Below are 325 nucleotides of genomic sequence, written 5' to 3' on the forward strand. Positions count from 1 at the left end.
TTTTCGGTGTTTCTTTAATTCATTAATTCTTAATATCCAGTTTTCAAGGTACGAGTATGACTTCTCAGTCAATGGAGGTTAACGGGATCGAACCGATGACCTCCTGCTTGCAAAGCAGGTGCTCTCCCAGCTGAGCTAAACCCCCATAGGTAATGCTTATTAAATTTTCTGAGAATGGGCCTAAATGGACTTGAACCATCGACCTCACGCTTATCAGGCGTGCGCTCTAAACCAGCTGAGCTATAGGCCCGAAAAAACGCCTCGGTAGGCCTCTCAAAACTAAACAAAGTTTTAACGATTGTGTATTCCGTTGATGCTTACGCAT

General features: G+C 43.7%; 2 tRNA genes. Both read right to left on the reverse strand.

What is annotated here, in order from left to right:
- Positions 1–72 precede the first annotated feature (72 nt).
- Positions 73–145: transfer RNA gene (locus FD29_RS05955), tRNA-Ala, on the reverse strand.
- A gap of 30 nt (positions 146–175) precedes the next feature.
- Positions 176–250 (reverse strand) — tRNA-Ile (locus FD29_RS05960).
- Positions 251–325 lie beyond the last annotated feature (75 nt).

Source organism: Companilactobacillus mindensis DSM 14500 (assembly GCF_001434275.1).
Classification (GTDB): Bacteria; Bacillota; Bacilli; order Lactobacillales; family Lactobacillaceae; genus Companilactobacillus; species Companilactobacillus mindensis.